The 25,896-nt window shown below is 62.5% G+C and carries 21 protein-coding genes and 2 tRNA genes; 6 read left to right on the forward strand and 17 right to left on the reverse strand.

From position 1 onward, the window contains the following. Positions 1 to 7 precede the first annotated feature (7 nt). From ACVC5H_RS10795 to ppa, 3 genes are all read left to right on the forward strand, one after another. On the forward strand, positions 8 to 1,216 hold the full coding sequence (locus tag ACVC5H_RS10795) for a uroporphyrinogen-III C-methyltransferase (protein ID WP_489622290.1): 1,209 nt from the start codon (positions 8 to 10) through the stop codon (positions 1,214 to 1,216). Positions 1,217 to 1,236: 20 nt separating this feature from the next. Next, positions 1,237 to 2,436, forward strand: coding sequence for a heme biosynthesis protein HemY (locus ACVC5H_RS10800; RefSeq protein WP_489622291.1), 1,200 nt, complete (start codon positions 1,237 to 1,239; stop codon positions 2,434 to 2,436). Between the two features lie 269 nt (positions 2,437 to 2,705). Further along, on the forward strand, positions 2,706 to 3,239 hold the full coding sequence (gene ppa, locus ACVC5H_RS10805) for an inorganic diphosphatase (protein ID WP_489622292.1): 534 nt from the start codon (positions 2,706 to 2,708) through the stop codon (positions 3,237 to 3,239). A 256-nt stretch (positions 3,240 to 3,495) separates the two neighbouring features. Here ppa and ACVC5H_RS10810 read toward each other — a convergent pair whose 3' ends face one another. Both ACVC5H_RS10810 and ACVC5H_RS10815 read right to left on the reverse strand, forming a co-directional pair. Next, the gene (locus ACVC5H_RS10810; protein ID WP_489622293.1) at positions 3,496 to 5,181 is read right to left on the reverse strand and encodes a peptide chain release factor 3; all 1,686 of its coding nucleotides are present in this window, start codon (positions 5,179 to 5,181) and stop codon (positions 3,496 to 3,498) included. Between the two features lie 233 nt (positions 5,182 to 5,414). Beyond that, complete coding sequence (locus ACVC5H_RS10815) at positions 5,415 to 6,902, reverse strand: DUF3300 domain-containing protein (RefSeq protein ID WP_489622294.1); 1,488 nt, start codon at positions 6,900 to 6,902, stop codon at positions 5,415 to 5,417. Between the two features lie 447 nt (positions 6,903 to 7,349). Here ACVC5H_RS10815 and ACVC5H_RS10820 point away from each other — a divergent pair, with 447 nt between their 5' ends. Both ACVC5H_RS10820 and ACVC5H_RS10825 read left to right on the forward strand, forming a co-directional pair. Next, positions 7,350 to 7,808, forward strand: coding sequence for a GNAT family N-acetyltransferase (locus tag ACVC5H_RS10820; RefSeq protein WP_338715410.1), 459 nt, complete (start codon positions 7,350 to 7,352; stop codon positions 7,806 to 7,808). Positions 7,809 to 8,227: 419 nt separating this feature from the next. Then, complete coding sequence (locus tag ACVC5H_RS10825) at positions 8,228 to 9,844, forward strand: methyl-accepting chemotaxis protein (protein ID WP_489622295.1); 1,617 nt, start codon at positions 8,228 to 8,230, stop codon at positions 9,842 to 9,844. A 110-nt stretch (positions 9,845 to 9,954) separates the two neighbouring features. Here the strand turns inward: ACVC5H_RS10825 and ACVC5H_RS10830 are convergent, their stop codons facing one another. After that, on the reverse strand, positions 9,955 to 10,473 hold the full coding sequence (locus tag ACVC5H_RS10830) for a DUF4440 domain-containing protein (RefSeq protein WP_489622296.1): 519 nt from the start codon (positions 10,471 to 10,473) through the stop codon (positions 9,955 to 9,957). A gap of 190 nt (positions 10,474 to 10,663) precedes the next feature. Beyond that, positions 10,664 to 11,311 (reverse strand): MCP four helix bundle domain-containing protein, encoded by a 648-nt coding sequence (locus ACVC5H_RS10835; RefSeq protein WP_489622297.1) that lies wholly within the window; start codon positions 11,309 to 11,311, stop codon positions 10,664 to 10,666. A 566-nt stretch (positions 11,312 to 11,877) separates the two neighbouring features. Between ACVC5H_RS10835 and ACVC5H_RS10840 the strand changes: the two genes are divergently transcribed. Next, a complete protein-coding gene (locus tag ACVC5H_RS10840) occupies positions 11,878 to 12,234 on the forward strand; it encodes a hypothetical protein (RefSeq protein ID WP_489622298.1) in 357 nt (118 codons plus the stop codon). A 12-nt stretch (positions 12,235 to 12,246) separates the two neighbouring features. Here the strand turns inward: ACVC5H_RS10840 and ACVC5H_RS10845 are convergent, their stop codons facing one another. The 13 genes from ACVC5H_RS10845 to ACVC5H_RS10905 all read right to left on the reverse strand — a co-directional run bounded on the left by ACVC5H_RS10845 (position 12,247) and on the right by ACVC5H_RS10905 (position 25,868). After that, positions 12,247 to 13,473 carry an IS256 family transposase gene (locus ACVC5H_RS10845; protein WP_209585377.1) on the reverse strand — a complete coding sequence of 409 codons (1,227 nt, stop codon included), beginning with the start codon at positions 13,471 to 13,473 and terminating at the stop codon, positions 12,247 to 12,249. A 199-nt stretch (positions 13,474 to 13,672) separates the two neighbouring features. Then, positions 13,673 to 13,749: transfer RNA gene (locus ACVC5H_RS10850), tRNA-Arg, on the reverse strand. A 96-nt stretch (positions 13,750 to 13,845) separates the two neighbouring features. Continuing rightward, positions 13,846 to 13,922 (reverse strand) — tRNA-Pro (locus ACVC5H_RS10855). Positions 13,923 to 13,990: 68 nt separating this feature from the next. Then, on the reverse strand, positions 13,991 to 16,759 hold the full coding sequence (locus ACVC5H_RS10860; protein ID WP_489622299.1) for a molybdopterin-dependent oxidoreductase: 2,769 nt from the start codon (positions 16,757 to 16,759) through the stop codon (positions 13,991 to 13,993). A gap of 40 nt (positions 16,760 to 16,799) precedes the next feature. Continuing rightward, entirely contained in the window at positions 16,800 to 18,023 is a 1,224-nt protein-coding gene (locus ACVC5H_RS10865) for an NAD(P)/FAD-dependent oxidoreductase (protein ID WP_489622300.1), read from the reverse strand. Between the two features lies 1 nt (position 18,024). Continuing rightward, on the reverse strand, positions 18,025 to 18,387 hold the full coding sequence (gene nirD / locus ACVC5H_RS10870) for a nitrite reductase small subunit NirD (RefSeq protein WP_489622301.1): 363 nt from the start codon (positions 18,385 to 18,387) through the stop codon (positions 18,025 to 18,027). 146 nt (positions 18,388 to 18,533) lie between these two features. Continuing rightward, positions 18,534 to 21,107, reverse strand: coding sequence for a nitrite reductase large subunit NirB (nirB, locus tag ACVC5H_RS10875; RefSeq protein WP_489622302.1), 2,574 nt, complete (start codon positions 21,105 to 21,107; stop codon positions 18,534 to 18,536). Between the two features lie 10 nt (positions 21,108 to 21,117). Beyond that, complete coding sequence (locus ACVC5H_RS10880; protein ID WP_489622303.1) at positions 21,118 to 22,425, reverse strand: MFS transporter; 1,308 nt, start codon at positions 22,423 to 22,425, stop codon at positions 21,118 to 21,120. A gap of 366 nt (positions 22,426 to 22,791) precedes the next feature. Beyond that, positions 22,792 to 23,109, reverse strand: coding sequence for a YnfA family protein (locus tag ACVC5H_RS10885; RefSeq protein ID WP_489622304.1), 318 nt, complete (start codon positions 23,107 to 23,109; stop codon positions 22,792 to 22,794). A gap of 11 nt (positions 23,110 to 23,120) precedes the next feature. After that, positions 23,121 to 23,612, reverse strand: coding sequence for an MgtC/SapB family protein (locus ACVC5H_RS10890; protein ID WP_489622305.1), 492 nt, complete (start codon positions 23,610 to 23,612; stop codon positions 23,121 to 23,123). Between the two features lie 248 nt (positions 23,613 to 23,860). Continuing rightward, the gene (locus tag ACVC5H_RS10895) at positions 23,861 to 24,295 is read right to left on the reverse strand and encodes a hypothetical protein (protein WP_489622306.1); all 435 of its coding nucleotides are present in this window, start codon (positions 24,293 to 24,295) and stop codon (positions 23,861 to 23,863) included. A 189-nt stretch (positions 24,296 to 24,484) separates the two neighbouring features. Further along, positions 24,485 to 25,306: a helix-turn-helix transcriptional regulator gene (locus ACVC5H_RS10900; protein WP_489622307.1), complete on the reverse strand. Its 822-nt coding sequence runs from the start codon at positions 25,304 to 25,306 to the stop codon at positions 24,485 to 24,487. After that, complete coding sequence (locus ACVC5H_RS10905; protein WP_489622308.1) at positions 25,296 to 25,868, reverse strand: kinase inhibitor; 573 nt, start codon at positions 25,866 to 25,868, stop codon at positions 25,296 to 25,298. The genes ACVC5H_RS10900 and ACVC5H_RS10905 overlap by 11 nt, the downstream gene beginning before the upstream one ends. Positions 25,869 to 25,896 lie beyond the last annotated feature (28 nt).

A 25,896-nucleotide genomic window follows, 5' to 3' on the forward strand; every position in this document is an offset into this window, starting at 1 on the left:
CCAGCCCATGAACGAACAGCAACCCACTCCCCAATTGCCGGAGCCTCAACCGCAAGCCAGCCACAATGCTGGCACTGCGGCCCCGCAGGCGTCCTTTACCTTCACCCCTCCCGATGGCACGGCCGTGCTGCGCCGCCGCCAGCGTGCGCAGACTATCCTGTTGCTGCTGGTCATCGCCGGCCTGGGCGCGCAGTGGTGGGTCTCGCATACCGAACTGCGCGACCTGCGCAGCGAAGTCGCGCAGCGCCTGCAGACTGGCGACAACAACAGCAATGAACTGAAGGGCGTGTTGAAGGCGGTACAGGAAAGCACCAAGGAACTGCAATCGAAAGTCAGCGTGCTCGACAGCAAGCAGGCCGAATCCCAGAGCCAGCAACTGGCGCTGGAACAGATGTACCAGGATCTGAACAAGAACCGCGACGACTGGGCCCTCTCCGAAATCGAGGAAGTCCTCTCCACCGCCGACCAGCAACTGGAACTGGCCGGCAACGTGCAAGGCGCGCTGATCGCCCTGCAGAACGCCGACAAGAGCCTGTCGCGCTCGGACAAGGCGCAGTTCATCGCCATCCGCCGTGCACTGGCGCGTGACATCGAACGCCTCAAGGCCCTGCCCACCGTCGACATCGCCGGCATTGCCGTGCGCCTGGACAGTGTTATCGGCCAGGTCGACAACCTGCCGCTGCTGGTCGATGAGCGTCCGGTGGAATCGGCCAGCGAGCCCAAGCCGCAGCCGGTGAAGACCGCTGCCGCCGAAAAGCCGGCCGCCAAGGGCGAGGCGAATCATGCCAAGACCCGGGCCGAAGCCGCGCCCGCCGAAGCCTCCGCCTGGTCGCAATGGCTGGCTGGTGCCCGCGAGACCTGGCAGAGCATGAGCACCGAGATGTGGACCGAGCTGCGCCAGCTGGTGCGCATCCGCGAAGTGCAGACGCCCGAAGCCATCCTGCTCTCGCCGGGGCAGGCCTATTTCGTGCGCGAGAACCTCAAGCTGCGCCTCTTGAATGCGCGCCTGGCACTGCTTTCGCGCAACGAGTTCGCCTTCCGCAATGACCTGGCCTCGGCCCAGGACACCATCGCCAAGTATTTCGATACCCGCGCCAAGCAGGTCCAGACCACGCAGGCGCTGTTGAAGCAGGTGCAGGGCAGCAACGTCTCCATCCAGTTGCCCACGCTGGCTGAAAGCCTGAACGCCGTGCGCAACTACAAGGCCCGTCCGTGAGCCGCTGACGGGAACCTGATATGAAAATACTGTTCTGGCTTCTGACCCTCTTCGCGTCCGCCATCGGCCTGGCCATGCTGGCGCGCTTCAACCCGGGCAATGTGGTGCTGTTCTATCCGCCGTACCGCATCGACCTGTCGCTGAACTTCTTCCTCTTTGCCGTGCTGGCGCTGTTCGTGACGATCTACGTGGTTATCCGCGCCATCCGCATGACGCAGAAGCTGCCCGGCCGCGTGATCGCCTATCGCCGTGCCAAGCGCGAGAACGAAAGCAACAAGGCCCTGCGCGATTCCCTGAAAGCCTACTTCGAAGGCCGTTTCGGCCAGGCTGAAAAATCGGCCACGCGCGCGGCCGACCTGCCCGACAACGCCGGCATCGCAGCGCTCGTGGCCGCCCGCGCCGCGCACCGCATGCGCCAGGGCGACCGCCGCGACATCTGGCTGGCCAGCACCGAAGTCGATCCCACGTTGAAGGCCGCGCGCCTGATGACGGCACTGGAACTGCAAGTGGACGAACACCACTTCAAGCAGGCGCTGGAAACCGTGGAAGAATTGAACGCCAACGGCACCCGCCATATCCAGGCGCTGCAATGGGCGCTGAAGGCCAACCAGCAAGCCAAGAACTGGCCCGAAGTGCTGCGCCTGGTACAGACCCTGGACAAGCGCAATGCCCTGCATCCGGCCTTGTCGAACCGCCTGCGCGAGATGTCCTACGATGCCTTGCTGTCGGATCGTTCGCACGATGCCGAATCGATCCGCCTGCTGTGGAATGGCGTCCCCGCTGCCGACAAGCTGAAACCCTACATCGCGGTGCGTGCCGCCCACGCCTTCTCCAGCCGTGGCCTGCATGACGAAGCGCGCAGCCTGCTGGAGCGCGCCCTGGCGGCCGACTGGGATATCCGCCTCTTGCGTGCCTATCGTGAATCCACCGCCGAAGCCGGCTCGCCGGCTCTGCTCTCGCAGATCGAGCATTGCGAATCCTGGCTGGCCAAGAACCCGACCGACGCCGAACTGGCCCTGACCCTGGGCATGTTCTGCCTGCGCCAGAAGCTGTGGGGCAAGGCCCAGCGCCATCTGGAGCAAGCCTTGTCGGATGCCATCGAGCCGCGTACCGTGCGCGAATCGCACCTGGCGCTGGCCCAGTTGCACGAGGCCCTGGACCAGCCCGACCAGGCCGCCGGCCACTACAAGCAATGCGCGCTGGCCACGGCCATCCGCTGAACTTGTTGCTGTGATGAATGACCAAGGCGGAAGCGGCGCAAGCCCTTCCGCCTTTTTCACGCGCGGTGCCGGGCACTGTCATGTTGGCGTAAGTTGCACCGGCCAAGATGCCGGACAGGTGCCGAATGCCGCTATAATTGCGGCTTTCCGATGTCAGGCTTGCCCTTCATGAGCATTAAGCCCCGCTTAATGCTGTTTGATTCAGCGTTAATGCTGGTGCAATGCCGACCGGAAACCGCTTTTCCGTTTCTTTCCCTAGTGAGAATCCCATGAGCCTGAACAACGTCCCCGCTGGCCGCGACCTGCCCAATGACTTCAACGTGATCATCGAAATCCCGATGAACGCCGATCCGATCAAGTACGAAGTGGACAAGGAAACCGGCGCCATCTTCGTCGACCGTTTCATGGGCACCGCCATGCACTATCCGTGCAACTACGGCTACATTCCCCAGACCCTGTCGCAAGACGGCGATCCGGTGGACGTGCTGGTGATCACCCCGTTCCCGCTGATCCCCGGTGTCGTGGTGCGCTGCCGTCCCATCGGCGTGCTGAAGATGGCCGATGAATCGGGTATCGATGCCAAGCTGCTGGCCGTGCCGGTCGACAAGATCCTGCCGATCTACACCCACTGGCAAAAGCCGGAAGACCTGAACGAACTGCGCCTGAACCAGATCAAGCACTTCTTCGAGCACTACAAGGACCTGGAAAAGGGCAAGTGGGTCAAGGTCGAAGGCTGGGAAGGCCCGGATGCTGCCCGCGCTGAAATCCTGGCCGGTGTGGAAGCGTTCAAGAACGCGAAGTAATTCCGCGCGGCCCACTGCAGCCGCGACAAAAAAATTGCCCGACAGGTTTACACCTGTCGGGCAATTTTTTTATACGTCGATCACCAGGACCACCGTTCGGACTGAGTAGGCCCGAACGGGCCGTATCGAAGCCTGTCCTGAGCCTGGCGAAGGGGCGCTCCGTCGGCGGATATTCGCTGTCGCCGCGTCTTCGATACGACGCTGCGCGTCTACTCAGTCCGAACGGTAGGGGCGTGCGCAGTGCAAGAGCAAAACCTTAGTCCAGCTTGGCCGCGTGCTCGCGGGTGGCATGGAAGGTGATCTCCGGCCAGCGTTCCTGCGTCAGGCGCAGGTTCACGCCGGAGCTGGCCAGGTAAGCCATACTGCCCGCCGCATCGATGGCCAGGTTGGCACCGGCCGAGGACTTCTCGAAGTCGGCCAGCTTCTTCTTGTCGTCACAGCTGATCCAGCGCGCGCTGCTGATGCTGGTGCCTTCAAACACCGCATCCACGCCATATTCATTCAAGAGGCGGCTGGCCACCACTTCGAACTGCAGCACGCCCACCGCGCCCAGGATCAGGTCGCTGCCGGTGACGGGCTTGAAGACCTGCACCGCGCCTTCTTCACCCAGCTGCTGCAAGCCCTTGTGCAGCTGCTTGATCTTGAGCGGATTGCGGATGCGCGCCACGCGGAAGAAGTCCGGGGCGAAGTAGGGAATGCCGGTGAACTGCAGCATCTCGCCTTCGGAGAAGCTGTCGCCGATCTGCATGTTGCCGTGGTTGGGCAGGCCGATGATGTCGCCGGCATAGGCTTCTTCCACCTGTTCGCGGCTGGAGGCCATGAAGGTCACCACCGAGGACACCTTGATGTCGCGGTTCAGGCGCAGGTGCTTCAGTTTCATGCCGCGCTCGAAGCGGCCCGAGCACACGCGCAGGAAGGCGATGCGGTCGCGGTGCGCCGGGTCCATGTTGGCCTGGATCTTGAAGACGAAGCCGGAGAAGGGCTCCTCGGTCGGCTTGACCTCGCGTACGGTAGCATCGCGGCCACCCGGCCCCGGAGCCCAGTCCAGCAGCGCATCCAGGATCTCGCGCACGCCGAAGTTGTTGATGGCCGAACCGAAGAACACCGGCGTCTGCACACCGGCCAGGAAGTCGTCCAGGTTGAAGGGGTGGGAGGCGCCATGCACCAGTTCCACTTCCATCTTGAGCTGTTCGATCTCCAGCGGGAACATCTCGGCCAGCTTGGGATTGTCGATGCCCTTGATGATTTCCACGCTGCCATTGGCGCGCTCTTCACCGGCCTTGAACAGCATGATCTCGTCACGCAGCAGGTGATACACCCCACGGAAATTCTTGCCCATGCCGATCGGCCAGGTCACCGGCGCGCACTGGATCTTCAGCACCGACTCCAGCTCATCGAGCAGCTCCAGCGAATCGCGGGTTTCGCGGTCCAGCTTGTTCATGAAGGTGATGATGGGCGTATTGCGCATGCGGCAGACGTTCAAGAGCTTGATGGTTTGCTCTTCCACGCCCTTGGCGGCATCGATCACCATCAGCGCCGAGTCCACGGCGGTCAGCACGCGATAGGTATCTTCGGAGAAGTCCTGGTGGCCGGGGGTGTCGAGCAGGTTGACCACGTGGTCGCGGTACTCGAACTGCATCACCGAGCTGGCCACCGAGATGCCGCGCTGCTTTTCGATTTCCATCCAGTCCGAGGTCGCGTGGCGGCCGCTCTTGCGGGCCTTCACGGTACCGGCCAGCTGGATCGCGCCCGAGAACAGCAGCAGCTTTTCGGTCAGCGTGGTTTTACCGGCGTCGGGGTGGGAGATGATGCCGAAGGTGCGGCGGCGCTTGACTTCGCGCGCGATCAGGTCGGACGAGACCTTGGGGCTGGCGCTGGGTGCACTGGCGCCTTCATCGGCGGCGCCGGCGGCATCGGGGAGTTCGTTGCTGGGTTCTTGCATGGCGGATCGGTCGGGTCGGAGGCCGCAGGAACGCGGCCCCTGGCGCGGCTGGAGGATCCAACCCGCATGGCCGGGCCGGCGCGCACTGTCCTCGATGAATCAAAGGAGGCGCCGCAAGCCCTGTTCCGTAAGCTCTGGAAAACCCGAGATTATAACTGAAGCGGCCCGCTTGCCCGCATGTTTGCCGGATGGCAACGTGCGGGGCGGGCCGGCCAGACCTGGGCAACGTTCACTCAGGAATGCTCATCACGGCGCTCATCGCGCCTGTCCTCGCGCCGCTGGTGGGCTTCGCGCTGCTGGGCTTGCTGCTGGCGCCCCTGCTGCTCGCGCTGCGCGGCCTGATGCTGCTGTTCACGCTGGTGGTTCAGCATCTGTTGCTGGCGTTGCGATTCATGCTGCTGCTGTTGCTGCTGGCGCATCTGCTCTTCGCGCTGCCGTTGCTGCATCTGCTGCTGCACCTGTTGCTGGTGCTGCTGCCACTGGCGCTCCTGGCCCTGCTGCTGTTGGCGCTGCGCCTGTGCCTGCTGGTCACGCTGGTGCTGCTGGTCGCGGATCATCTGCTCCCGTTGACGCAACTGGTCGTTGGCCTGCTGCTCGCGCTGGCGTTGCTGATCGATGGCCTGGCGCTGGCGCAACTGGTCTTGCTGTATCACGCGCTGCTGGGCGTTATCGGTCACGGGCAAGGGATGGGCTGCATTGGCGGGCAGCGGCTGTGCCTGTGCACCGCGCCCCTGCTGAGTTTGCGCCAGACTCTGTGCCTGGGGCGGAGAAAGAGGGCGCTGTCCCGGTGGCGGCGCCAGGGCAGGGGCCGGCTGCTGGGCATAGCGGCCACCGGCATAGCGGGCATCGTGATGCCATACCACCGGGCGCTGGCTCATCGTCGCGTTGCGATTGATCGTGACGTTGTTGTTCACGATGCGGTTGTTGATGACGTTGGTGTTGTTGACGTTGGTCACATTGGTGACGTTGTTGATGCGCGTCTGGGTCACCAGCACCTGGCGCTGGCGCCAGTCCGGACGGGCATCCCCGAAGACCGCGCTCATCACGCCGATACCCGTGCCAAAGCTGATGCTGGCCGAGAATCCCGGCTCATAGCTGGGCGGACGATAGCGCGGCGGCGGAGCCCATACCACCGGCGGTGCCGACGGCCACCACCAGCTGCCATAGACCACGGTCGGGTTGTAGTAGGGCACGTAGACCACCTGAGGATTGACGGGCAGGATCTCGATCACCTCGTCCTGCACCACCACCCGCTGCTGCGGACTCGACTCCAGCGTACCGGCAATGCGTGCGCGTTCGCGCAGGTTCTGCACCGTATCCATCACGGCCGGCTGCTGGCCCAGGAAGGCCTGCCCCAGTTGCTGCATCCAGTCCAGGCGGTCATTCATCATCGCCAGCACCGAGGGAAACTGCACCAGTGCTTTCACACTCGGATCCCACGGCATCGGCGCCACGGCCCGCGCCAGGCCATCGCCCTGCAGGCCGGGACGCGCTTCCACGAAGCGCTGGGCCTGTACCACCTCCAGGGGATAGGTCGAGGCCATCAGCACCTGGGCCAGCAGCGAATCGGGATACAGCGCCACGGGCGCCAGCATCTGGTCCAGCTGCTGCTGGGTATAGACTGCCGGTGCGGGCGGGGTTGCGGTCTGTGCCTGCACAGGCATGCCCGAGACCAGCGAAAAGACCAGGCAAGCGGCCCAGGCCAGGGTAGTTTTGTTCATGTCGTTCTCCTTGCCGAAATGCGTGCGATAAAAGCGCTGACCAACATACTGCAGCGTCCAGCGCACTCAGGTGAAGCTATGGTCCGCCAGCCCGGACCGGCAAGGTGTAACGGAAGTGCAAGCGATGTTTCAGGCAGAGTGGGGAGGTTTGGAATGCGGTTGCCCGACGGAAAGCCTTGCGCAAGGCGGGGGGCCCTGTGGCATCATGAACGGCCACGGAACGAATCTCATCAGCGGCGCCGACGAATCGAGCGATATGCACGGCCGCTCGGAACCATCGCCAATGAGCTCCCAGGCTTCGCCACGGCCCGCCACGATGGGCCGGCGCTGCGTTGCACCGGAAGAGGAGAAACGTTCTAAACTGTTTGTGCAGCAGGCAGCACACAGCAGGCAGCAGGTACCAAGGCAAATTTTTTACGACAACAAGCCAACAAGCAAGGAACGACCATGAGCCATCACCTGATCTGGCGGCGCGATGATTTTCTCATCGACACCGATCCCGACCGGCTGGACATCCCCCTCATCCACGACGTACTGACCCATTCGAGCTGGTCTCCCGGCATCGATCTCAACACCGTGCGCACGGCGCTGGCCAACAGCCTGTGCTTCGGCCTCTATCGCGGCAAGCAGCAGATCGGCTTTGCCCGCGTGGTGACCGATCACGCCACCTTCGGCTACCTGTGCGACGTCTTCGTCGTCGGCGACCTGCGCGGCCAGGGCCTGGGTCGCTGGATGATCGAATCGGTGAACCAGCATCCGACCCTGCAGCGACTGCGCCGCGTCATGCTGACCACCTCCACCGCGCCCTGGCTGTATGCCAGCTGCGGATTCGAAGCCATCAACCGCGGTGACTTCGTGTGGCATATCTCGCGTCCGGATATCTATCGCCAGAACGCACAGCAGTAAATTCTTCCTCTTCTGAACCAGCGGGGCGCAGCTTGGCTCCGCTGATTTCTTGTCCAATGCAGATCGATGGCGTGGTAAAAAACTTAGTTTTTTCTTCATGCCCGGCTGTATCGTCCTCCTCCCGAGTGGTACCGTTGATTTCCTCATGTGATTTCCCGCCATGAGAGAACACTTTATTTTTCCCGATTAGCTAAGTTTTTTTATTGCCTGCATCGCCTTATACGCCTCTGTACGGAGGATGCAACTAAGTTTTTGCGATCCATTGATCCGGTGCCATTGCCTGCGCCACAAAGCTGATCCGCATCAAGAAGTGGCCAGATGTGAATTTTCAGTATTTTCTGCAGACTTATAATTTTTGGCATTCCTTCATTTCAGTCCATCACTCCGACGCGCCCGCATGGGGCGCTCGCCACCTGACCATGACCATTGCCAACAAACTCCGCCTTCTGCTGCTCGCCGTCGTCCTCGGCCTGGCCAGCCTCACTGGCCTGAGCGTCTACCACAGCAACCGTATTGCCGATGCCGCCAGCTATTCTTCCATGAACACCGTGCCCAGCCTGCTGGTGCTGGGTGAGGCGGGCGAAGCGATCTTCCGCATTCGGGTCGGCATCTGGCGCTATGCGGCCGCCACCGATCCGGCCACCCGTACCAAGCTGGAGCAATCGATGAACCAGCAGCGCGAGAAGGTCATCGCCGCCTTCGACCGCTACGAGAAGGAAGACCTCTCCGATGCCACTGATCGCCAGTTGCTGCAGGACGACCGTGACACCTTCGCCGACTACGAGAAAAACCGGCAGACCGTCATTGCCCTGGGTGCCCAAGGCAAGACGGAAGAAGCCCTGAAAGCCGTGGAGCAACTGGTAGTGCCGCCCGGCGACAAGCTCATCAAGGCCCTGGCCGCGCATCGCAGCTACAACGATCAGCTTGGCCAGCAGGGCGTGCAGGCCGCACGGGCCAGCCTGCGTTCGGCCGTGTACCAGGCCGTGCTGATGAGCCTGGCCGTGTTTGTGGTAGTGGGTGCGGTGAGCCTGTTGATTTCGCGCACCATTTCCAAGGCCCTGGGCGAAGCCGTCCTGGCTGCCCGCGCCATTGCCACCGGCGACCTCAGCATGCGCATCCGCCGCCGCAGCAACGATGAAGTGGGCCAGTTGATGCAGGCCATCCAGCAGATGACCGACAGCCTGGTGCGCATCGTCGGCAATGTGCGCAACAGTGCCAACACCATCGCTACTGCCACCGCCGAGATCGCGGCCGGCAATCTCGATCTCTCGGCCCGCACCGAGGCCCAGGCCGGTTCCATCGAAGAGACGGCGGCGGCCATGCAGCAGCTCACTACCACCGTGCGCCAGAATGCCGACAGCGCCCAGCAGGCCAATGCACTGGCGACCTCGGCCTCCAGCGTCGCCGCTGCCGGCGGCCAGGCGGTGCAGCAGGTGGTGCAGACCATGGAAGCCATCAATACTTCCTCGCTGAAGATCGTGGACATCATCAGCGTGATCGACGGCATCGCCTTCCAGACCAACATCCTCGCCCTCAACGCTGCCGTCGAAGCCGCCCGTGCCGGCGAGCAGGGACGCGGCTTTGCGGTAGTGGCTGCCGAAGTCCGTTCACTGGCGCAGCGCTCGGCCGCTGCCGCGCGTGAGATCAAGGAACTGATCGATGACTCGGTCGGCAAGGTAGAAAGCGGCGCCCACCTCGTCGCGCAGGCCGGCCAGACGATGCAGCAGGTGGTCGACAGCGTGCGCCGCGTGACCGATATCGTGGGCCACATCACGGTGGCCAGTGCCGAGCAGAGCGATGGCATCGTCCAGGTCAACCAGGCCGTGGCCTTGATGGACCAGTCCACCCAGCAGAACGCCGCCCTGGTCGAGCAGGCCGCCGCAGCCTCACAGTCAATGCGGGAGCAAGCCGTGGTGCTGGCCGATGCGATGGCCGTGTTCAAGCTGGGGCATGAGGTGCAGATGATCGCGGAGGACGCTGCGCCACAGGGCAGCGCTGCCACGATGCAGCAGGAGGTATTGGCGCTGCCGGCCTGATTTGGATGTGCGGGCTGGCTTGCAACCCGGGTGCAAGTCGCCATCCCTCAATGAAAACAACAAGGGCGCATTGCTGCGCCCTTGTTGTTTTCATCGTTTGCGTGGAGGGATCAATGCGACGCCGCTTCTCCGGTCTTCTCCGGCATGGTCGAGGAGTGGTGGCTGCTGATCAGCCAGTCCCTGCCATCCCATTCATAGGTGAAGGTGTAGCGGGCATGCACGACCTGGCCGGTGGTGCCGAAGGTGAAGCTGTAGAGGCCGGCATCGATGGCGGTGTTGCAGCCGATCCAGAGCCAGCGCTGGTCGATCTTGCCGACCGGTTTGTTGTGCAGGAAGTGTTCGAAGTAATCGATGCGCTCTTCGTTGGTAAAGCGGGGCTTGTTGGAAACGGTCGGCAACAGCAGCGAGCGAGGGGCGTAGTTGGCGGCCACGGCTTCGGGCTTGAGCGTTTGCAGCGACTGGTTCCAGCGGTCGAACAGGCCGGCGATTTCTTTTCCGCTGGTGACCTTGCAGACCGGGTTGTTGCCGGGGCCGGCAATTGCCATGTCGGGCGCAGGATTGCTTGGTTGGGGCGTGGCGCAGGCGGTGAGGATTAATGCGGATGCGGATAGGCCAAGTACTAATTTCATTTTTTTTCTCCCCTCGTAATGGATTCATTCAGGCGTTCTGGAGAAGGCGGATGAGCAAATCTGACGTCTTCTGCGCAGGGCATTTTAAGTGGCTGATGATAGTCATGGCAAATGTCCGGCTGAGAGGATCGTTACTGCCGTTCATGGTTGATGCCCTCTGCCCACACTGTCAGATTGCAATCGGTAGTACCTACCGCTTCCCGGCGTTCGTGGCTGGTCTGATCAGCAGGAAGTGCAGCAACAGACCGACCAGTACTGCTGTGAGCGCAGAAATCGCAAGGGCCGTGACCGTCGCGCGATTCTTGCTGTTGGTGGCGGTCTGCACGGCCGCCTTGCCCAGATTCTGGTTGTACTTCTTCTGGTTTTCCAGCGCTGCCATCATGGCATCGACAATCGCCTGATCGGCGACCATGGCTTGATGCGCAGCCACGGGATCAGTCTGGGCCAGTGTCATCACCTTGGTCAGGGATGCGTCATAGGCGGCAATGTGCTTGCGGACATCATTGAGCATATCGGCATCGGTGGCGTCGGAGATATCCTCTTTTTCGTAGACGTCCAGCGCCCTGGTTATCTGGGCTGAGGATGCACTGATGATTTTTTCTGTTTCCTGGCGTTGGGTAGGAGTTCGGGCGGCCAGATATTTCCAGGTGGCTACGCGCATGGCGTACACCCCTTCCACTACGCGATCCAGTGTCAAGATGCTCGGGACAGTATTGACGCTGGCGTAACTGGCCGCAGTATCTACCTGTTCGATATGGTAGGTTTCGACGCTGGCAAGCAGAACCACGCCGAAAATGGCGATGGCCGCCATTGCGTACAGTGTTTTTGCAATCGTCATCAGTCAATTCCCGTCTCATCGGTGAGCATTCAATCCTAGACGAAGGCGGCGATGGGCATTTGCGGGAATAGGGCTATCAAATACGGCGTTTCCAGTAGCCAGACATTGAGAATCACATATTTCCTCTTTGATCTTTCTCCGCGCGGCGACGCCTGTTCAAGTGATGTGCGCATAGCGTGTAGTGCTTCTGCGCAAGATGACGAAGGCTGGAAGCGAGCCCACTTGGGCACCGGTCAACCTACAGCGGAGGCTGACAATCTCCGGTGGCAAGCATTGCGGAGCAGGTCGTCTGGTTCGTCCCATCGGCATGTGAGTGCGCGTTTATTGCGATCTGCATGACCCGATGCGCTCGGTTTTTGATCGCCCGACTTGGGGATTCCCGGATTGGGTCGATGTGATGCTGCTGCTATTGGGGCACTCGGCGTGAGACCACTGTACAAGCGATCATCGTGATCTGCGAGTCACTTCCGTAATTTCTGTCTGGTTTAATTGATAAAGTTCTTGCTGATCACCTCTAATTCGTCCTGCCTATGGTTTTATTGTAAAGTCATGAATAAATAAAAATCATGGGGTTAATTATGGAGCAGGGATCGCGGGAGCTTGTAGCGTTGCTGATGCGTTTTTTTTCATCAAGCTCTGTTTTTCACGCAACTCAAAAACCGGATGGGGCATATGCTAAAACCCCGGGCAGACTTACAGCGTCCACATTAGAAAAGATGCTTGTCAATCGAGGCTCGGTTGCTTGTTATCAGAGAAATCAGGATTTCACGGTTAATTGGATCTGTTTGGACTTCGATGTCTTGAAGCATCATCTGCATCAATCTACCGGCGAGCAAGCTGAAGACCACCTTTTGCATACAGTAAGAAAGCTCACAAAGTTTCTCGATGAAGTCTCGATCGGGCGTGTCCGATTTTTTGTGTAAACGGGATTTCGTTTAATTCATAGAGATACGTTCACCGAACTGGATAGTAAACCGAGTCAGTGCAGCTTTCCAATCTCGGATGGGCAGCGTCCACTTTTTACTGATGTTGCGCAGGGCCAGGAAGAAGAGTTTAATCAGCGCCTCATCGCTGGGGAACGAGCCCCGGTTCTTAGTCAGCTTGCGCAAACTCATGTTGACCGACTCGATGGCATTGGTCGTATAGATGACCTTTCGAATCTCTGGTGGGAAGTCGAAGAACGGAATCAGACGGGGCCAGTTGCGCCGCCAGGATTGGCCGATAGGCAGATACTCTGCATCCCATTTCTCTTCGAATTCACCGAGTCGGAGTTCGGCTTCTTCGGCGGTTGCCGACTGGTAAATCAATCGTAGGTCAGCCGCCACCTCCGGACGTCGTTTCCATGAGACGTAATTCAAGCTGTGCCGGACCATGTGGACGATACACAGCTGCACCGTGGTCTTCGGGAACACAGCTTCGATGGCATCCGGGAAGCCCTTCAAGCCGTCAACGCAAGCGATGAAGATATCTTGCACGCCGCGATTACGCAGCTCAGTGACAACCTGCAGCCAGAACTTGGCGCCTTCCGTTTGCGCTAGCCACAGTCCCAACACCTCCTTCTCACCGTCCATGGTGATGCCGATGGCTAGGTAGACGGCTTTTACTCGCACCGTTCCTTCACGCACTTTGACATGGATACAGTCGAGATAAACGATGGGATAAATTGGATTCAATGGCCTAGCTTGCCAGGCTTTGACTTCATCGACAACGGCGTCAGTGACCGATGAAATCAGGCTGGGTGACACCTCGGTTCCATACATCTCTTCCAGGTGCGCCTGAATCTCTCTTACTGTCATGCCACGGGCATACAGCGAAATAATCTTGTCGTCGAAGCCGGCCCAGCGCGTCTGATGCTTGGTTACCAGCTTCGGTTCGAAGCTGCCATGACGGTCTCGAGGAACTTCAATTGGCAACTCGCCGAATTCGCCCTTTAGCGTCTTGCGACTCTTGCCGTTTCGGGTGTTGCCCGACTCATTGGCTACGCTCCCGTGCTTCTCATGGCCCAGGTGCTCGCTCAGCTCGGCTTCCAGGGCTCGTTCCACCACCAGCTTGGTGAGATGCTTCAACAGGCCTTCTTCACCTATTAAATCTTCGGGATTCTTGTAATTGGCTAGCAATCCAGCCAGTAATTCTTCGGGTACGTCGTGTTTCTTTTTACTCATTGTGGCTCCGGACAAGGCGACAGTTTCCTGCCAATAGTCCGTTTACACAAAATTATGTACAGGCCCGCACGTGAAGGAGATTAGCGATTACCGCTAGCAGGGGGATTTCTCTGCCAATAATAGCGGCTTGAACGGCGCGTTTATCGGCTTCGCTTACCTAAGCGAAGGTGGCGAATAGAATTGCCTTTTCCGATGAGAATGGCCTGCCCTGAGGGACTCGAACCCCCGACCTATGGCTTAGAAGGCCATTGCTCTATCCAGTTGAGCTAAGGGCAGTTCGGCGTGGCTGGCGGTGTGATGCTGCGCTGATGCGCTACCGCCAACGATCCAGAAAAGAAAACGGGCTGTCCACGACAGCCCGTTTTTGATGAGTGGTCGGAGTACAAGGATTCGAACCTTGGACCCCCTGGTCCCAAACCAGGTGCGCTACCGGGCTGCGCTACACTCCGAGAAGTGAGATAATAACAGGATCCCTTGCAGACGGTCAACTGCGTTCGCAATTTCCTCGCGTCATCGCCTAGGCCGCCGTCTCGCGCTCCCTTGCTTCGGCCGCTGCCAGCACCTTGATCTCCACCATCAGCTTCTTGATCTCCGGCACGCAGGAGCCACAATTGCCGCCCGCCTTCAGGCAGGCCGTGACCTGGCTCACCTCGCTCAAGCCCTGCTCGCGGATGGCATTGCAGATGGTGTTGCGGCCCACGCCAAAGCAGGAGCAGACCGTCGGTCCGGTGTCCGCGCCTTTCTCGATGGGCTGGCCCACCAGCAGGCCCACACGGTCGGCTTCCTCCAGCTTGTCCCTGGCGAACAGGCCCGCCAGCCACGAGCGCGAGGGCAGGTCAGGGCGGGCCGACATGAACAGGCACATGTCGATGCGGTCATCGACCACGTGCACGGCACGATAGCTGCCGTCGCTGAGGTCTTCATATTCCAGCCAGTCGGCATCGTCCGCCTGCACGCCCTGCAAGGCGCGCGCCCAGGCGGTGTGGTCGCTGATCTGATTGCGTCCGGCCAGTTCATAGCGCACGAAATCACGGCCCTGCACGCGTGTCCAGTGCGTGATGTCGTCCAGCTCCAGCGCATGGCGGGTCAGGATGAAGCCATGCCAGCCCACGCGGAATTCCTCGATGGCCACCGGCGTGTGCTTGAACTCCGGTTCACCCGAGACCGGATCGACCACCGGATTGACCACCGCTCCCACGCGGGCATCGGAAGCCGACTGGCCATTCCAGTGGATAGGCACGAACACCGTCCCGCGCGCAATCCCGCCGCCGTGCTGCACGCGCGCCACCATCGCACCCCAGCGGCTGCTGATGCGCGCCAGGCCACCTTCGCGCACGCCATAGAGCAAGGCATCCTGCGGGTGGATATCGATGAAGGATTCCGGGATGTGGCTGGCCAGCGTGGCCGACTTGCCGGTGCGCGTCATGGTGTGCCAGTGATCGCGCACGCGGCCGGTGTTGAGGATCAGCGGGTAATCCTCGCAGGCGGCATGGCCGGGGCTGCGCGGTGCGGTCGGCACGAAACGGGCACGGCCATCGGCGTGGGTAAAACGATAGTCCTCCAACACGCGCGCCGTGCCGCTTACGCTGCCATCGGACAAACGCTGTACCGGCCACTGGATCGGCGCCATGGCGTCATAGCCGGCCTTGTCCATGCCGGTGAGGCCGGCCAGGTTGAAGACGCGCCGCACGCAGCCGCTATCGGCCTCGCCATTGCGATACGCAGACAGGCGTGCGTGTTCGTCAAAGATCGCATGCGGTCCGGTGAAATCAAAACCGTCGAACCCCATGCGCTGCGCCACCTGGCAGATGATCTGCCAGTCGCCGCGCGCTTGGCCGGGGGCGCTGAGGAAGGCGCGCTGGCGCGAGATGCGGCGCTCGGAATTGGTGACCGTGCCATCCTTCTCGCCCCAGGCCAGCGCCGGCAGCAGCACATGCGCCAGCGCATTGGTATCGGTCTGGGTGATGACGTCCGAAGACACCACCAGCTCGCACTTCTGCAAGGCACGCTGCACCAGGTCGGCATCGGGCAGGCTCACCAGCGGATTGGTGGCCATGATCCACACGGCCTTGATGCGGCCTTCCTCGATGGCGCGGAACATGTCCACCGCCTTCAGGCCCGGCTTGTCGGCGATGCGCGGAGATTGCCAGAAGTCCTGCACGATCTCGCGGTGCAGGGGCTGGTCCAGGTCCATGTGCGCGGCCAGCATGTTGGCCAGGCCGCCGACTTCGCGTCCGCCCATCGCATTGGGCTGGCCGGTGATGGAGAAGGGGCCCATGCCGGGCTTGCCGATGCGGCCGGTGGCCAGATGGCAGTTGATGATGCTGTTCACCTTGTCGGTGCCGGCCGAGGACTGGTTCACGCCCATGGAAAAACCGGTGACGACTTTTTCGGTCTGGGCAAAGGCTTCATAGAAGGCCAGCAGATCGTCGAGGCCGACCTTGCAGATCCGCGCTACCGTAGCGGGATCGGCGCAATCGGCATCGGCCACCGCCAGTGCCTCGTCAAAGCCATTCGTATGCGCGGCGATGAAGGCGTTGTCGCGCAGGCCGCGATGGGCCAGGTAACTCATCAAGCCATTGAAGAGCCATACATCGGTGCCCGCCTTGACCGGGAGGTGCAGGTCCGCCAGTTCGCAGGTCGCGGTGCGGCGCGGGTCGATCACGATCAGGCGCAGGGACGGGCGGGTTTCCTTCAGTTTGGCGATGCGCTGGAACAGGATGGGGTGGCACCAGGCCGCATTCGATCCCACCAGCACGATCAGGTCGGCCAGTTCGAGGTCTTCATAACAGACCGGCACCAGGTCTTCGCCAAAGGCGCGCTTGTGTCCGGCCACCGCCGAGGACATGCACAGGCGCGAATTGGTATCGATGTTGGCGCTGCCGATGTAGCCCTTCATGAGCTTGTTGGCGATGTAGTAGTCCTCGGTCAGCAATTGGCCCGAGACGTAGAGCGCCACCGCATCCGGACCATGCTCGTCGATGATGGCCGAGAACCTGCCTGCCACGTGGTCCAGTGCCTGTTCCCAGGATACCTGTTGCAGCTGGCCCTGCGCATCGCGCAGTTGCGGATGCAGCAGGCGGCCATCGAGATCGACCGTTTCACCCAGTGCCGATCCTTTGACGCACAGGCGGCCGAAGTTGGCCGGATGCTGCGCATCGCCCTGGATGCCCACGCTGCCATCATCCTTCATCGAGGCCGTCACGCCGCAACCCACGCCGCAATAGGGGCAGGTGGTCGAGGTGGTGGCCACGGCCAGGGCCAGCGGAGTCTGGGAGAGATTCATTGGTATCCTTTGTTACTAATTGCCGTCGGTAGCCTGGTGGCTAGGCCGCATGCTGGCACATGGCCTGTCCGAAGGGCAGCTCGCGTCGGAAGGCGCTGATGTCGCGTCCGCTCTGGATCAGGTCGAAATACCACGGGCCATCCTTGACGTCGCCATACAGTACCGCACCAACCAGCCGCGTGCCGCGCAGCACCAGCCGCTTGTAGATGCCCCGGCGCGGATCGCGCACCACCAGGTCTTCGGTATCTTCGCCGCCGATGAAATCACCCGCCGAATAGAGGTCCACGCCAGTTACCTTCAGCTTGGTGGCGGTCGCCTGCTGCACGTAGCGGCGATGGCCGGCACCGGCCAGGTGCGCGCCGCAGACGCGCGCCTGATCCCAAATTGGTGCCACCAGGCCGAAGGTGGCCTTGCGGTGCTGCACGCATTCGCCCACGGCATAGATGCGCGGATCGTAGGTCTGCAGGGTGTCGTCGACGATGATGGCGCGCTCGCAGTGCAAGCCGGCGGACCTGGCCAGCGCGATGTTGGGACGCACGCCCGCCGTCATCACCACCAGGTCGGCGGGAATGCTGCTGCCGTCCTTGAAGCGCACGGCGCTCACGCGATCCGGGCCGACGATCTCTTCGGTATGGGCATTGAGCAGGAAACGCAGGCCCTTGTCTTCCAGCGCCTTCTTCAGCAGGGCGGCGGCAGGTTTGTCCAGTTGCTGGTTCATCAGTGCATCGGTGACGTGCACCACGGTCACGTCCATGCCCTGGCGCATCAGGCCATTGGCCGCTTCCAGCCCCAGCAGGCCGCCCCCGATGACCACCGCATGGCGATGCGTGCGTGCGGCCTGCAGCATGGTGTCCACGTCCTGGATGTCGCGGAAGGCAATCACGCCCGGCAATTGATGGCCCGGTACCGGGATGATGAACGGCGTGGAGCCGGTGGCCAGCAGCAGGCGGTCGTATTTCACCGCCAGGCCGGAGCGCGCATGCACGGTGCGCTGGCGGCGGTCGATACGTTCCACCGGATCGCCCGCGTGCAGGGTGATGCCGTTGTCGTCGTACCAGGCACGCGGGTTGAGCATGATGTCATCGATGCTCTTGTCACCGGCCAGCACCGGCGAGAGCATGATGCGGTTGTAGTTGCCGTGCGGCTCGGCACCGAAGACGGTGATGTCGTAGAGGTCCGGTGCCAGCTTGAGCAATTCCTCCACCGTGCGCATGCCGGCCATGCCATTGCCGACCACGACCAGTGAGGGTTTGGCGCTCGTCATCTCAGCCACCGATCCAGACTTTGCCTTCATCGATGCGCGCCGGCCAGGCGGGTACCGAATTGGCGGGTTCTTCCAGGCACTGCCCGGTGGTGAGATCAAAGTGATGCTTGTAGATCGGCGAGGCCACCACGATGCGTTCGCCCAGGTTGCCCACCAGTCCGCGCGAGAGCACGGCGGCCTGCGCATTGGGATCATAGTTGCCGATGGCGAAGACACGCGGCTGCGGTTCGCCCTGGCTGCGGTCGATGACGTGGAAGATGGCTACCTGCTGGTCGCCGATCAGCGCGGCCACGCCCGTGTTGGGGACGATCTCGGCCAGGTCGCAGACCGGGGTCCATTGCTTGATTTGTTGGTCGCTGTGCATGCGGGGCTCCTCATGGTTGTACGGCGGGTGCGCCTTCGATACGCGGCGTTGCCGCTACTCAGGACGAACGGTTCTTTGTTCATTGAGCACCGTTCGGACTGAGTAGTCGCGCCGCGACGTATCGAAGGCGCGACTACGGCCGGATATCAGACGGTCTCGACGACGACAGGAATGTCGAGCAGCTTTTTCTCGGCCACCGTGGCCGGGCGGATCTGCCCGCGTTCCTCGACGAATTTGATATTGCCATCGGCCGCCTTGCTGTTGACGAAGTGGCGGAAGCGCTTGCGCGTTTCCGGATCGGTGACGGCCTTCTTCCATTCGCACTGGTAGGTGTCGACCACGTGCTGCATCTCGCTTTCCAGCTCGGCGGCGATGCCCAGCTTGTCGTCGATGACCACGCTCTTGAGGTAGTCCAGTCCGCCTTCCAGGTTCTCGCGCCAGGTGCTGGTGCGTTGCAGGCGGTCGGCGGTGCGTACGTAGAACATCAGGAAGCGGTCCACGTAGCGGGTCAGCGTGGCTTCATCCAGGTCCGAGGCGATCAGCTCGGCATGGCGCGGCTTCATGCCGCCATTGCCGCAGACGTAGAGGTTCCAGCCCTTGTCGGTGGCGATGATGCCCACGTCCTTGCCCTGTGCTTCAGCGCATTCACGGGTGCAGCCGGAGACACCGAACTTGATCTTGTGCGGCGAGCGCAGGCCCTTGTAGCGGTTTTCCAGTCGCACGGCGAAGCCCACGCTGTCGCCCACGCCATAGCGGCACCAGGTCGAGCCGACGCAGGACTTCACCGTGCGCAGCGACTTGCCGTAGGCGTGGCCAGTCTCGAAGCCGGCAGCGATCAGTTCTTCCCAGATGTCCGGCAACTGGTCCACGCGGGCACCGAACAGGTCCACGCGCTGGCCACCGGTGATCTTGGTGTAGAGGCCGTATTTCTTGGCGATCTGGCCCACGGCAATGAGGCCATCGGGCGTCACTTCGCCACCGGCCATGCGCGGCACCACCGAGTAGGTGCCATCCTTCTGGATGTTGCCGAGGAAATAGTCGTTGGAATCCTGCAGGCCCGCATGCTCCTTCTTGAGCACGAAATCATTCCACAGCGAGGCCAGCACATTGGCCACCATGGGCTTGCAGACGTCGCAGCCCAGTCCCTTGCCATGCTTGGTCAGCAGTTCATCGAAGCTCTTGATCTGGCCCACGCGCACGAGGTGATGGATTTCCTGGCGCGAGTAGGGGAAGTGTTCGCAGACGTGGTTGTTGACCGCCAGGCCCTGTTTCTTCATCTCCGCCTTCATCACCTGGGTGACCAGCGGCACGCAGCCGCCGCAGGCGGTGCCGGCCTTGGTGCAAGCCTTCAGATCGCCAATTGTCGTCACCCCCGAGGCCACCGCCGCGCATAGCTGGCCCTTGGAGACGTTGTTGCAGGAGCAGATCTGCGCCGACTCCGGCAGCGCATCCACGCCCAGGCCTGGCTTGGCCTTGCCGTCCGATTGCGGCAGGATCAGGAATTCGGGCGACTCCGGCAGCTCGATCTTGTTGAGCATCATCTGCAAGAGCGTGCCGTATTCGGAAGCATCGCCCACCATCACTGCGCCCAACAGGTGCTTGCCGGATTCGGAAACCACGATCTTCTTGTAGATCTGCTTGCGCTCATCGGTGAACTGATACGAACGGCTGCCCGCTTCCTTGCCGTGCGCATCGCCGATGCTGGCCACGTCCACGCCCATGAGTTTCAACTTGGTGCTCATGTCGGCGCCGTTGAAGGCGGGCACTTCGATCGCTTCATCGCGGTGCGACAGCAGATGTTTGGCGGCGGTACGGGCCATGTCGTAGCCGGGGGCGACCAGGCCGAAGATCTTGCCGTTCCACAGCGCGCATTCGCCGATGGCATAGACGGCGGCGTCCGAGGTGAGGCAGCTGTTGTCGATCACGATGCCGCCACGGTCGCCCACCTTCAGGCCGGCCTGGCGTGCCAGTTCGTCACGCGGGCGGATGCCGGCGGAGAAGACGATCATATCGGTTTCCAGGTGCGAGCCGTCTTCGAAGTTCATGCGATGGGTGTGCAGCTTGCCATCGACGATCTCCACCGTGTTCTTTTGCGTATGGGCGGTCACGCCCAGTTCCTCGATCTTCTGGCGCAGGATGCGACCGCCGCTTTCATCGACCTGCACGGCCATGAGGCGCGGGGCGAATTCGACCACGTGGGTTTCCAGCTTGAGGTCGCGCAGGGCCTTGGCGCATTCCAGGCCCAGCAGGCCACCACCGATGACCACGCCGCTCTTCGAACGGCTGCCGCATTCCAGCATCGCTTCCAGGTCTTCGATGGTGCGATAGACGAAGCAATCCTTGCGCTGGTTGCCGGCCACGGTCGGCACGAAGGGATAGGAGCCGGTGGCCAGCACCAGCTTGTCATAGGCCAGGGTGTCTTCCACGCCGGCCATGTTGACCCGCACCTGCTTGCGTTCCAGGTCGATGTGCTGGGCCTTGGCGTTGAGCTTGAGATCGAACTGCACCGCGCTGCGGCCGGCATCGAAGAAGCCCGGCGCCACCAGAGATAAGTCTTCTGCGCTCTTGCCGGCGAAGAATTCGGAGAGATGCACGCGGTCGTAGGCCGGGCGCGGTTCTTCGCACAGGATGGTGACCTTGAGATCGCCCGCGCCGCTCTCGGCCAGGCATTCCAGGAATTTGTGGCCGACCATGCCGTGGCCGATGACGATGATGTTCATGGGTGTCTCCTCAGGCTGCAGCTTTGTTGTCGGCCAGGGCGGCTTCGCCGTGCTTGTCCGACGCGGTGAAACGGATGGCCACGGCGCACAGGGCCGAGATGGTCACCAGCACGCCCAGCATCGACAAGGTTTGCTGGGTATTGCCCAGCCCCTTCATCAGGAAGCCCGCCAGCACCGCACCGACGTTGCCACCGGCGCCGATGATGCCGGCCACGCCGCCGAGCGCCTTGCGGTCGATGAAGGGCACCAGTGCATAGGTGGCTCCGCAGGCCATGTGGGTGAACAGGCCAAAGCACAGCATGGCGACCACGGCGGCAACGACACTGCCGGCATGGGCAAACCACAGCAGGCCCAGGCCTTCACCCAGCATCATCACGAAGAGCAGGGTGGCGCGGCGGTTCAGGCCGCCACGCAGGGCCACCTTGTCGGAGATGAATCCGCCCAGGGCGCGGGCAAACAGTGCCAGCAGCCCGAAGCTGGCGGCGGCGATGCCGGCCGACTCAAGCGAGAGCTGGAAGTGTTCGACGTAGTAGATTGCGGCGATGTTGTGGATGAAGATCTCCACGCCGAAGCAGGCGCCATAGGTGACGAAGAGCATCCACACGCGATAGTTGGCAGCGGCCGCACGGAAGCTGGCCCAGCCGCCGCGCTTGCCGCTTTCGATGGTGGCGCCGGCCGCGCGCAGGTCGTCATAGTTGCCGTCCGGGCAGTCCTGCGTAAAGCGCCAGTAGAGCGCGGCCATGATCAGCATCAGCACGCCCGGCACCAACAGCGCCGCACGCCAGCCCCAGCTCTGCGATACGCCCAGCATCAGCATGGCCGCCATCAGCAGCGGCATCACGCCCTGCGCCACGCCGCCACCGGCATTGCCCCAGCCGGCCGTGGCCGCGTTGGCGGTACCCACCACGTTGGGGGCGAACATCACCGAGGTGTGATATTGGGTGATGACGAAGCTGGCGCCGACCGCACCGATGAGCAGGCGGAAGAACAGGAAGCTCTCATAGCTCTGCGCGAAGGCCACCCCGATGACCGGCACGGCGCCGGCCAGCAGCAGGCCGGTATAGGTCTTGCGCGGGCCAAAGCGGTCGCACAGCGGGCCGACGATCAGGCGCACCAGGATGGTCACGGCCACGGCGGCGATGTTGATGTTGGCGATCTGGCCGGGGGTGAGATGGAGTTCACCCTTGATCACCGGCATCAGCGGTGCGCAGGCGAACCAGGCGAAGAAGCAGACGAAGAAGGCCATCCAGGTCAGGTGGAAGGCGCGCATCTGGGGCGTGCCCAGGGAGAACAGCGCGATACGATTGGATTTGCTCATGTCGGGTCCCGTAAAAACAAAAAGGCGTCCGCTCAACGCCAGGAAACCTTCCCGGTCTGAGCGGACGCCGTTGTCCGTATGCATTGCAGATCCATCGTTAGATCAGCATCAATGTGGTGGATCGTCCTTGATCCTGACCATCAATGAGCAAAGCCCGTGCCAGCCGGCGGAATTTGGCCGGAAGCTCCATCTGGAGCGGCTTTGCTGGGTGGGGAGCAGAACTGCAGCGCGACCATGGCAGGCTGAGGTATCACCGATATATATCATTGCGTGATGTATCAGGGTGCAGCCTGCGCATTCGTGGTGCAGTGCATCGTGGCGGTGCGTGGGGTTGCGGCGACGCGCCGCTGGCGTGCAGGGCAGGGCCTAGCGCGGCTGGAAGGCGATGAGCGCCATGCCCGCCAGCGCAACCGCCACCCCGGCGCAATCCCAGGCCGAGGGCCGCACCCCATCCACGACCCACAGCCAGGCCATGGCCACGGCGATGTAGACACCGCCATAGGCCGCATAGACGCGGCCGGAAGCGGCGTCGTGCAGCGTCAGCAGCCAGGCGAACAGGGCCAGGCTGGCAGCGGCCGGCAGGAGCAGCCAGATGCTGCGATCTTGCTTGAGCCAAAGGTAGGGGAGATAGCAGCCGACGATTTCGGCCAGGGCGGTGCAGAGATAGAGGAACACCGTTTTCATGCGGGGGTGGCTCAGTCTTCTTCGCGCGCGCTGATGTCGGCGCGCTCGTCGGCGGTCTTGCGCATCCATTGCCGGTGCAGGAAGTGCTCCAGCGGACGGCCGATCACGAAGAGCATGAAGATCAGGCCCGTAGCCATCAGCGCCACCAGCCACCAGCCCGCGCCGCAGACGATGCCCACTCCCGCCGTGACCCAGATCGAGGCGGCGGTCGTCAGGCCGCGTACCTTCTCGCTGCGCTGCTCATGGACGATGACGCCAGCGCCCAAAAAGCCGATGCCGGTGATGACGCCCTGGATCGCGCGGCTCACGGCATCCCGGTTTTGCTCGTTGCCGTCCAGTGCGAAATTCATCGCCGCCAGCGTGACCAGGGCCGAACCGAGCGCCACCAGGCCCAGGGTTTTCATGCCCGTCGGTTTGCCGCGCAGGTTGCGGTCGATGCCGATGGCGCAGCCGATGAGCATGGCCAAGAGCAGGCGGCAAAAGATTTCCAGGTAATCGGTCATGGGAGGCAGGTGCAGTGAGCGAGGGCGACATTGTAACCCCGGCGCGCTGCGCAACTTTCATCTCCCCGCACCTGCCAGGCGGCGCGCACAAAAAAGCCCCGCCAGTTTCGACGGGGCAAATCAGGCATGGCGCAAGACTCTGGAGGCTTCGCCATGCTGCGCTCAAGCATCAAACAACAGGAAACAACATCCACTACCGAAAAGCGTCATTCGCCTCCCGGCGCCTGGCGCTTGCGTGTCGGCGCCGGTCAGGAACCCGAACCGCCAGCCCCTGCGGCACCGCCGGTGCCGCTACCACCGGCAGCACCGCCCGCGCCGGTGCCGGTGCCTCCAGCCCCGCCGGAACTACCACCAGCACCACCGTTGCCGCCCGGGGAGGTGCCCAGGGTGCCGTTGTTCATGCCGCTGGAGCCTGAATTGGTGCCGGAGCGGGATTTGTGGCTGCTGCTCTTGTCCGACTTGTTGTGGTTGCGCATGCTCTTGCTGGAGGAAGAGCTGCCTGCGTCCGAGGCGCCATTGTTGGGCGTGGTTTGTGCGCCAGTGGCACCGGCTGCGCCCGAGCCGGCCGCGCCGGATCCGGAACCTGCGCTACCGCCGGCACCGGAATTCTGCGCAAAGGCGCCGGTGCTGAAAGCGGCGACCACCAGGGCGGTGCCGAGGAATTTCAAAGTCGGTTTGGACATGGGGTTCTCCTAGGGTTGTTGTGGGGGCGTCCCGCCATCGCGAGCCGTTGGAGCCATACTAGGTGCTGCACCGAATGCGGGCAGTCGGACGCAGTTTCAAACGCGTGTCGGTGCTTTCGTACCCGGATGACGGCGCGTGTTGTTGAGCCGCGCAGGCCATCGCGCCAGTGCCCACGCATGTGCGCCCGCTCAGGGCAGGGTCTGGCGCAGTTCGCTGGGGCTGATGCCGTAATGCTGGCGAAAGCGCATCGCAAAGCGCGAGGGCGAGTCGTAGCCGCAGGCCGAGGCGATGTCGGCAATCGGCAGGGAAGAGGCCTGCAACTGGTCCAGTGCCAGTCCCAGCTGCACCTTGTCAAGCAGTTCCCGAAAGCCGGTCTGCTCGCGTGCCAGGCGCCGGCGCAGCGTCGAGATGCTGCAATGAAATGCTTCGGCCACGCGCTCCAGGCTGCGTTCTTCCGGCGCCAGCATCAGCAGGTGCTGTTCGATGTGGTGGCTGATGGCATCCCCCCGTTCGCGCAGCAGCCCGCCGATGGCCCCGCGCAGGCTCAGTGCCAGCAACAGGCCCTCGGCGGCCTGGCACTGCAGTTCGATGGCGGCTTCTTCGCGGATGCAGTCCTGCAGATGGCGCCAGGCACGCAGGATGTCGGCATCCTGGGCCACGCTGCTGACCGCGCTGGCATCGCGCGCCTGCACCCCCTGGCCGGGATAGTGCAGACGAAAGCGCTCGATCAGTGCCGGCGGCAGCGAAATCATGTCGGCTGCATACTCACCCCCCTTGGGCAGGTTGGCGACATTGACCTGGGTGCCGGCCGCGATGAGCAACAAGACATCCTGGCCGCACAGCAGATGGCGATGGCCCCATTGCAGGCGCTTCTTGCCCTGGCGTACGTGGCAGATGCTGGCCAGGCCGATGAAGACCTGGCGCAGTTGCTGTTCGTGGCGGGCGCGGATGCGGGTCAGCGTGGGGCGCGGACCATGTGCGAAGGGCAGGATGGCGATGTCATTTGGCATGCGGGAGTTCACGTCCGTAGTAGGCAGTCAGCCTGGCCTGGCCGAGTGCCGAGGCATTCAGGAAGTAGCCGAGCATAGCACCGCTGGCTTGCGCATCCAGTGGCAAGTTTTCGGTTTTCAGTGCCCAAATGACGAACTGATAGCGATGCGGTTTATCGCCCTGCGGCGGACAGGCGCCGCCAAAGCCGCTGCTGCCGAAGTCGGTGCGGCCCTGCACGGCACCGGCCGGCAAGCCGCGGCCTTGCGCATCGATGCCGCCCGGCAGGCTGGTGGTGGAGGCCGGCAGGTTGAACACGGTCCAGTGCCACCAGCCGCTGCCGGTGGGTGCATCCGGGTCATACACGGTCACGGCAAAACTCTTGGTGCCGGCCGGCGCGCCCGACCAGGACAACTGCGGCGAGTGGTTCAAGCCCATGCAGCCGAAGCCGTTGAAGACTTGCGCGATCGACAGCGTTTGACCTTCCTTGATGTCGCTGCTGGTTACGGTGAAATCGGCAGCCTGGGCCGACAGTGCAGAAAACGTCAGGGCCAGCGCGGCCAGGGAATTACGGGAAAAGGGCATGAAGGCGCTCCAATCAAGGTTGAGGAGC

The sequence above is a fragment of the Herbaspirillum sp. Her3 genome (assembly GCF_057961275.1).